The following is a 6816-nucleotide window of genomic DNA, read 5'->3' as shown; positions in this document are numbered from 1 at the left end:
CGCGACGCCGAGCTCGGTGCACAGCTCGAGCTCGGGCTCGCTGGAGCGGAACGCCGGCGAGAACTGGTTCTGCACGCTCACCAGCCGCCCGCCGAGGATGTCGTTGGCGAGCCGGATCTGGTCCGGGTTCGCGTTGGAGATGCCGGCCATCCGGATCTTGCCCGCGTCGAGCAGGTCGCGGAGGGCGCCGATCGAGTCGGCGTAGTCGACCTTCGGGTCCGGGCGGTGGAACTGGTAGAGCCCGATCGCGTCGACGCCGAGTCGCTTGAGCGAGGCGTCGCAGGCCTGCTTGAGGTACTCGGGCGAGCCGTTGAGCGTCCACGAGCCGTCGCCGGGGCGCAGGTGGCCGCCCTTGGTGGCGACGAGCACGTCGGAGGTGTCGCCGCCGTGGCTCGCGATCGCCTGGGCGATCAACGTCTCGTTGTGCCCGACCTCGTTGGCGTGCAGGTGGTAGGCGTCGGCGGTGTCGAACAAGGTGACGCCGGCGTCCAGCGCGGCGTGGATGGTCGCGATGGACCGCCGCTCGTCCGGCCGGCCCTCGATCGACATCGGCATGCCGCCGAGCCCGATGGCGCTGACCTGCCTGTCGCCGATGTGGCGAGTCTGCATGATGTTCCCTTCACTGTGGTTTCCCTCTGGTTCCAGTCTTCGCGCTGGGGATTAAGCTGTCCAACAGAAGATCTCGATCGTGTTGAGCAGTCAGGGTGATGAATCATGGAGCTGCGGCAGCTGAGGTACTTCGTCGCGGTCGCCGAGGAGCGGCACTTCACCCGGGCGGCCAAGCAGCTGCACGTGGCGCAGTCGGGGCTCTCCGCGTCGATCCGCTCGCTGGAGCGTGAGCTGGGTGCGTCGCTGTTCCGGCGCAACACCCGGCAGGTGCAGCTCACCGCGGCCGGTCAGGCGCTGCTGGCCGAGGCGCGCCGCGCGCTGGCCGCCACCGATGCCGCCCGCGACGCGGTGGCCGCGGTGCAGGGGCTGCTGCAGGGCAGCCTCGCGATCGGGACGCTGCAGTGCCTGCACGTCGTGCACCTGCCGACCGTGCTCGCGGGGTTCCTCGCCACGCATCCCGGACTCGAGATCCGGCTGCGGCACGGCGGGTCCGGCGAGCTGACCGACCAGGTGGCGCACGGCCGGCTCGACCTGGCGTTCGTGTCCCGGCCCGTGCGCTGCCCGGACGAGGTGGCCGTGTCGCCGCTGGCCAGCGAGCCGCTGGTGCTGGCGTGCGCGTTGGACCACCCGCTGGCGTCGGAGGCCGGCATTGCCCTCGGGGCCCTGCGGGACGAGCGGTTCGTGGACTTCCAGCCGGACTGGGGTACCCGCGACACGGTCGACCGGGTCCTCGACGCGGCCGGCGTGTCCCGGCGGGTGGCGCTGGAGGTCACCGACGTGCACTCGCTGCTCGACCTCGTCGCGTGCGGGCTCGGGGTGGCGCTGGTGCCGCAGTCGTTCTCGGTGAAGACGGACAAGGTCCAGTTCGTCGGCCTCACCCCGCCGACCGCCCGCTGGGAGACGGTGACCGTGAGTGCCGACCCGACGAGCGCCGCGGCGGCCGCCCTGCTGTCGGCCGTCCGCGACGCCGCGGGTCTTGCTGTGTCTACAGTGGACTAGCGGCCGGCCAGCCGCTCGATCACCAGGAGCAGGGCCGAGTGGTCGAGGTCGCCGTGGCCCTGGGCCTTCGCGGCGGCCATCAGCTGGGTGACGGTCGCCGCCATCGGGGTCACGACGCCTGCCGCGCGGGCGGCGTCGGCCACGATGCCGAGATCCTTGTGGTGCAGGTCGATCCGGAAGCTCGGGGTGAACTCGTGGTTCAGCATCGCCGGGGCCTTGCGGTCGAGGATCTTGCTGCCGGCCAGCCCGCCGCCGATCACCTCGATCGCGGGCCCGAGGTCCACGCCGTGCGCGTCGAGGAACACCACGGCCTCCGCGAGCAGCCCCAGGTTGCCGGCGGTGATCAGCTGGTTCGCCGCCTTCACCGTCTGGCCGGCGCCCGCGGGCCCGACGTGGACGATCGTCGACCCCATCGCCTCCAGGATCGGCCGCGCGGCCGAGAAGTCCGCCGCGTCGCCGCCGGCCATGATCGACAGCGTGCCGTCGACCGCGCCCTGCTCACCGCCGCTGACCGGGGCGTCCAGCGCGCGCAGCCCGGCCTCGGCGGCGCGTTCCGCGACCGTGCGTGCGGTCGCGGGCGCCACCGTGCTCATGTCGATCAGCAGCGCGCCTTTCCCGGCCGCGGCGAGCACGCCGTCGTCGCCGAGGACCACGGCCTCGACGTCGGGGGAGTCGGGCAGCATGGTGATCACGACCTCGGCGCCGCGCACCGCCCCGGCGATCGACCCGGCCGCGGTGCCGCCGGCGTCCGCGAGCTTGGCCGCCTTGGCCGCCGTGCGGTTGTAGCCGGACACCTCGTGCCCGGCCCGGACGAGGTTGGCGGCCATCGGCAGGCCCATGATGCCGAGCCCGATGAACGCGATGCGGGTCACGGGGTCCTCCTCTGCGCGGTGGCCGACCGTGCGGACGCTACCGGCTCTACTGTCCGTGGACTCGCTCGGCGGCGGTCCGCACCAGCGCCCCCTCATCCGGTGTAAGCCGCGTACGGACCGTAGGCACGCACGTTGACGGTTTGCGGAAATAGGCAAACAATGCCCGTACTGGGTGACCCGTCGTCGACGGGTGATGAAACTGGGGATGGGGAGATCGGGACATGGCCAACGCGAGATCCGGCCGTTCCGCCGCACGTTTGCCCGATCCGGTCAACAAGATCACGCCGTATCAGCGACTGAAGGAAGCGATTCGGGCGGGCGATCTCATACCGGGGCAGCAACTGGTGGAGTCGGCGTTGGCGGACTGGTGCGAGGTGAGCCGCACGCCGATCCGGGAGGCACTGTCGAAGCTGCAGCACGACGGGCTGGTCGAGCGCAACGACCGTGGTCTGGTGGTCCGCGAGCGCACTCCCGAAGAGGTGCTCGACATCTACGAGACCAGGATCGCGTTGGAGGGGACGGCGGCGCGGATGGCCGCCGAGCGGCGCAACTCACACGACCTGATCCTGCTCCGCCGCGCGATGAGCCGGCTGGACGCGGTGACCACGGACGACGTCGACGGGATGGTCCGCGGCAACCGGCAGTTCCACACCGCGATCTGGCGCGCCAGCCACAACATGTCGCTGATCGACCTGCTCGAACGGCTGGACCTGCACCTGGTCCGCTACCCGGCAACGACCTTGGGGACGCCGGGGCGCTGGGAGCGGTCCAACGAGCAGCATCGCGCAATTGTGGAGGCGATCGAGGCACGCGACAGCGACGGCGCGGAGAAGAACGCGATCACCCACTTCACCGAGGCACGCGACATCCGGCTCGCGCTCTTCGACGAGGCGTTCTGAGCCAATCCGCGAATTGGTCGGAAATGGACCCGGAATAGTGCGAATGATTGGCATTGTCGCGTTCGTCCAATCGGGTGGTTGAGCGGCTCTGGCATGATCGCCCGGTGCGATACGGATATCTGGCGACCATGCGGACGGTGCCCGGCAAGCGCGACGACGTCGTGACGTTGCTCCTCGGTGGGGAGGACGGGCTGCGTGCGGCCGGCTGCGACCTGTACGTGGTCGGCACGTCGGACAGTGACCAGAATCTGGTCTGGGTGTTCGAGGTGTGGCAGAGCAAGGCCCACCACGCGGCGTCGCTGGAGCTGCCGGCGACGAAGGCCGCGATCGCCTCGGCCATGCCGATGCTCACCGGCGAGTTCACCGGTCAGGAGCTCGACATCGCGGGCGGGCTCGGGATTCCGTCGGCCTGACCTGGCAATCTCACGTTCCGTGGGAGCCGGACGTCTACCTCATGTGAGACCTTTCGAGCAGATCGTCGCCGAGTACGGGCCGATGGTGCTGCGCGTGTGCCGGGCGGTGCTCGGCCGGGCGGACGCCGAGGACGCCTGGTCGGACACGTTCCTCGCCGCGTTACGCGCGTACCCGGGCCTGCCGGGCGACGCCAACGTGGAGGCCTGGCTCGTCACCATCGCGCACCGCAAGGCCGTCGACGTGCACCGGGCCACGGCCCGCCGTCCCGTCGCGGTCGGCGAGGTGCCGGACCGGCCTGCCCGCACGGGCCGGCCGGAGGACTGGGACGGCGACCTGTGGGACGCGCTGGCCGCGTTGCCACGCAAGCAACGCGAGGCGGTGGCCTACCACCACCTCGCCGGCCTGCCGTACCAGGAGGTCGCGGCCATCACGGGCGGCAGCACCGCCGCCGCCCGGCGCGCCGCGGCCGACGGCATCAAGCGGCTGCGCACGACATACCCGAGGGGAACCGACCATGACTGAGCTCTTCAACACCCTGTCCGGCGGCAACACCGTGTCCGGCGACCTCTCCGCCCGGTTGCGCGAGCGGCTCGCGGCGGCGGCCGAGCGGGAGGGCATCCTCGACATCGCCTATCGCACCGTCGACACCCCGGTCGGCTCGCTGCTGCTCGCGGCGAGTCCCGCCGGCCTGCTGCGGGTCGTGTACGAGACCGCCGGCCACGACGAGGCGCTCTCCGAGCTCGCCCAGAAGGTGAGCCCGCGCATCCTGCGCGCGCCGGCCCGGCTCGACATCGTGGTTCGGCAGCTGGACGAGTACTTCACCGGCCGGCGGCGCTCGTTCGACGTGCCGCTGGACCTACACCTCACGTCCGGCTTCCGCCGGACCGTGCTGGGTCATTTAGCCGACATCGACTACGGCCGGACCGAGAGCTACGCCGAGGTCGCCGCGGCGGCCGGCAGCCCCCGCGCGGTCCGGGCGGTGGGGACGGCGTGTGCCGCCAACCCGGTGCCGGTGGTGCTGCCGTGTCACCGGGTCGTGCGGTCGGACGGCTCGTCCGGCGGGTACGTCGGCGGCCCGGACGCGAAGCAGACCCTGCTGGCCTTGGAGGAAGCGTGAAGCTCGACGTCGACTGGGCGACCGTCACCGAGGAGATCAACGAGCACGGCTGCGCGCTGCTGCCCCGGCTGCTCACCAAGCGCGAGTGCACGTCCACTGCCGCGCTGTACGACCAGCCGGACCGGTTCCGCGCCACCATCGACCTGGCGCGCTACCGGTTCGGCCGGGGCGAGTACCGGTACTTCGCGTCGCCGTTCCCGCCGCTGGTCGCCCACCTGCGGGCCGCGCTCTACCCGAGGCTGCTGCCCATCGCCCGCGACTGGGCCCGGAAACTGGGTTGGTCGGCGACGTGGCCCGACGGCCTCGACGAGTGGCTCGAGGAGTGCCACTCAGCCGGCCAGACCCGCCCGACGCCCATCCTGCTCCGCTACGGCGAGGGCGACTGGAACGCCCTGCACCGGGACTTGTATGGAGACAAGGTGTTCCCCCTGCAGGTGGTGATCAACCTGAACGAGCCGGGCGTGGACCACACGGGCGGCGAGTTCCTGATGGTCGAGCAGCGCCCCCGAGCCCAGTCCCGCGGGATCGCGACCCTCATCCCCCAAGGCCACGGCCTGGTGTTCACCACCCGCGACCGCCCGGTCCGCTCGTCCCGAGGCTGGTCCACGGCCCCGATGCGGCACGGCGTGTCGGTCATCCGCTCCGGCCGCCGCCACACCCTGGGGCTGGTCTTCCACGACGCGGCTTAGGGGCCGCCGGCGCCCGCTCCGCCCACCGAGCCCTGCTGGCCCCGAGCGGCAATGCGCGCGGCGGCAGAGCCCGTCGGGCAGCCACCCGTGACTCCCACGAAAAGCCCAGGTCCGGTGGCAGGTGGCGACGGCGAGCCGGTGAACACCAGCGGCGGGCTCCCGGTCGACCTCGGCCAGCACACCGCCGCGGTGACCGTGCTGGCGCGGGGTGTGACGGACCTCGCCGCGGCGAGGTCGGCCGCGACCGTGGGGCATACGCTCCCGGGAAACGTACGCCGGTGAGGGAGAGTCATGGTCAGGGCAGCGGTGCTGATGCGGCAGGGCGAGCCGCTCGAGGTGCGTGACATCGAGCTCGGCGACCCCGGCCCCGGGCAGGTGCGCGTGCGGGTGGCGGCGGCCGGGGTGTGTCACTCCGACCTGTCGCTCGCCAACGGCACGCTCGCGCTGAACATGCCCGCGGTGCTCGGCCACGAAGGCGCCGGCACGGTCGTGGCGGTCGGCGAGGGCGTCGACCGGGTCTCCGTCGGCGACGCGGTGGTGCTGAACTGGGCACCCGCGTGCCGCGAGTGCTGGTTCTGCGAGCAGGGCGAGCCGTGGCTGTGCGAGCACGCCGAGGAGCGGGCGACCCAGCCGTACGCGACGTTCGCCGACGGCACACCGGTCTACCCGGGGCTCGGCACCGGCGCGTTCGCCGAGGAGACGATCGTCCCGCAGCAGGGGGTCGTGCCGATCCCCGCGGACTTCCCGCTGGAGCAGGCCGCCGTGCTCGGCTGCGCGGTGCTCACCGGCAACGGCGCCGTGCACAACACCGCCCGCGTGCGCGCCGGCCAGTCGGTCGTCGTCATCGGCCTCGGCGGGATCGGCCTGTCCGTGCTGCAGGCCGCCCGCGCGGCCGGCGCCGACCCGATCATCGGCGTGGACGTCAGCGAGTCCAAGGGCGAGCTCGCCCTCGTGCACGGCGCCACCGACTTCATCGTCGCCGACGACAAGACCAGCAAGGCCATCCGCGGCCTCACCGGCGGCCGCGGCGCCGACCACGCCTTCGACTGCGTCGGCCTGCCCGCCACGATCCGCGCGTCGTGGGGCAGCAGCCGCCGCGGCGGCACGGTCACCGTGATCGGGGTCGGCGCCAGGACCAGCCCGGTCGAGTTCAACGCGCTGGAGCTGTACTGGTTCGGCCGCACCCTGCACGGCTGCGTCTACGGCTCGTCCGACCC

Annotated in this window: 10 protein-coding genes; 8 read left to right on the top strand and 2 right to left on the bottom strand. The window is 72.2% G+C overall.

Annotation, left to right across the window (positions count from 1 at the left end):
• A partial coding sequence (locus VGD70_RS12545; RefSeq protein WP_331081293.1) for an aldo/keto reductase occupies positions 1–609 on the bottom strand: 609 nt, incomplete at its 3' end.
• 105 nt (positions 610–714) lie between these two features.
• Between VGD70_RS12545 and VGD70_RS12540 the strand changes: the two genes are divergently transcribed.
• Positions 715–1608: a LysR family transcriptional regulator gene (locus VGD70_RS12540; protein ID WP_331081291.1), complete on the top strand. Its 894-nt coding sequence runs from the start codon at positions 715–717 to the stop codon at positions 1606–1608.
• Here VGD70_RS12540 and VGD70_RS12535 read toward each other — a convergent pair.
• Positions 1605–2480 (bottom strand): 2-hydroxy-3-oxopropionate reductase, encoded by an 876-nt coding sequence (locus VGD70_RS12535; protein ID WP_331081290.1) that lies wholly within the window; start codon positions 2478–2480, stop codon positions 1605–1607. The two genes, VGD70_RS12540 and VGD70_RS12535, sit on opposite strands and share 4 nt — an antisense overlap.
• A gap of 221 nt (positions 2481–2701) precedes the next feature.
• On the opposite strand from VGD70_RS12535, the gene VGD70_RS12530 reads away from it, so the two are divergent.
• The 7 genes from VGD70_RS12530 to VGD70_RS12500 form a co-directional block, all read left to right on the top strand.
• Positions 2702–3379 carry a GntR family transcriptional regulator gene (locus VGD70_RS12530; protein WP_331081287.1) on the top strand — a complete coding sequence of 226 codons (678 nt, stop codon included), beginning with the start codon at positions 2702–2704 and terminating at the stop codon, positions 3377–3379.
• A 104-nt stretch (positions 3380–3483) separates the two neighbouring features.
• On the top strand, positions 3484–3792 hold the full coding sequence (locus VGD70_RS12525) for a putative quinol monooxygenase (protein WP_331081285.1): 309 nt from the start codon (positions 3484–3486) through the stop codon (positions 3790–3792).
• A gap of 43 nt (positions 3793–3835) precedes the next feature.
• Positions 3836–4315, top strand: coding sequence for a sigma-70 family RNA polymerase sigma factor (locus VGD70_RS12520; RefSeq protein ID WP_331081283.1), 480 nt, complete (start codon positions 3836–3838; stop codon positions 4313–4315).
• Positions 4308–4910 carry a methylated-DNA--[protein]-cysteine S-methyltransferase gene (locus VGD70_RS12515; protein ID WP_331081281.1) on the top strand — a complete coding sequence of 201 codons (603 nt, stop codon included), beginning with the start codon at positions 4308–4310 and terminating at the stop codon, positions 4908–4910. Before VGD70_RS12520 ends, VGD70_RS12515 begins: the two co-directional genes overlap by 8 nt.
• Complete coding sequence (locus tag VGD70_RS12510) at positions 4907–5599, top strand: 2OG-Fe(II) oxygenase (protein WP_331081279.1); 693 nt, start codon at positions 4907–4909, stop codon at positions 5597–5599. Before VGD70_RS12515 ends, VGD70_RS12510 begins: the two co-directional genes overlap by 4 nt.
• 114 nt (positions 5600–5713) lie before the next feature.
• Positions 5714–5881, top strand: a complete 168-nt coding sequence (locus tag VGD70_RS12505; RefSeq protein ID WP_331081278.1) for a hypothetical protein — start codon at positions 5714–5716, stop codon at positions 5879–5881.
• 9 nt (positions 5882–5890) lie between these two features.
• Positions 5891–6816 (top strand): alcohol dehydrogenase catalytic domain-containing protein (locus tag VGD70_RS12500; protein WP_331081276.1); only part of this gene is annotated, 926 nt, incomplete at its 3' end.

It is taken from the genome of Actinophytocola sp. (assembly GCF_036402745.1).
In the GTDB taxonomy this organism is placed as follows: Bacteria; Actinomycetota; Actinomycetes; order Mycobacteriales; family Pseudonocardiaceae; genus Actinophytocola.
Note: the sequence above shows the minus strand (reverse complement) of the source record. Positions and strands in the feature narration are given on the sequence as shown.

What these genes read in the sequence shown, in the direction of transcription:
- VGD70_RS12540 (WP_331081291.1), top strand. Translation starts at nt 715, where the DNA reads ATGGAGCTGCGGCAGCTGAGGTACTTCGTCGCGGTCGCCGAGGAGCGG.
- VGD70_RS12530 (WP_331081287.1), top strand. Translation starts at nt 2,702, where the DNA reads ATGGCCAACGCGAGATCCGGCCGTTCCGCCGCACGTTTGCCCGATCCG.
- VGD70_RS12515 (WP_331081281.1), top strand. Translation starts at nt 4,308, where the DNA reads ATGACTGAGCTCTTCAACACCCTGTCCGGCGGCAACACCGTGTCCGGC.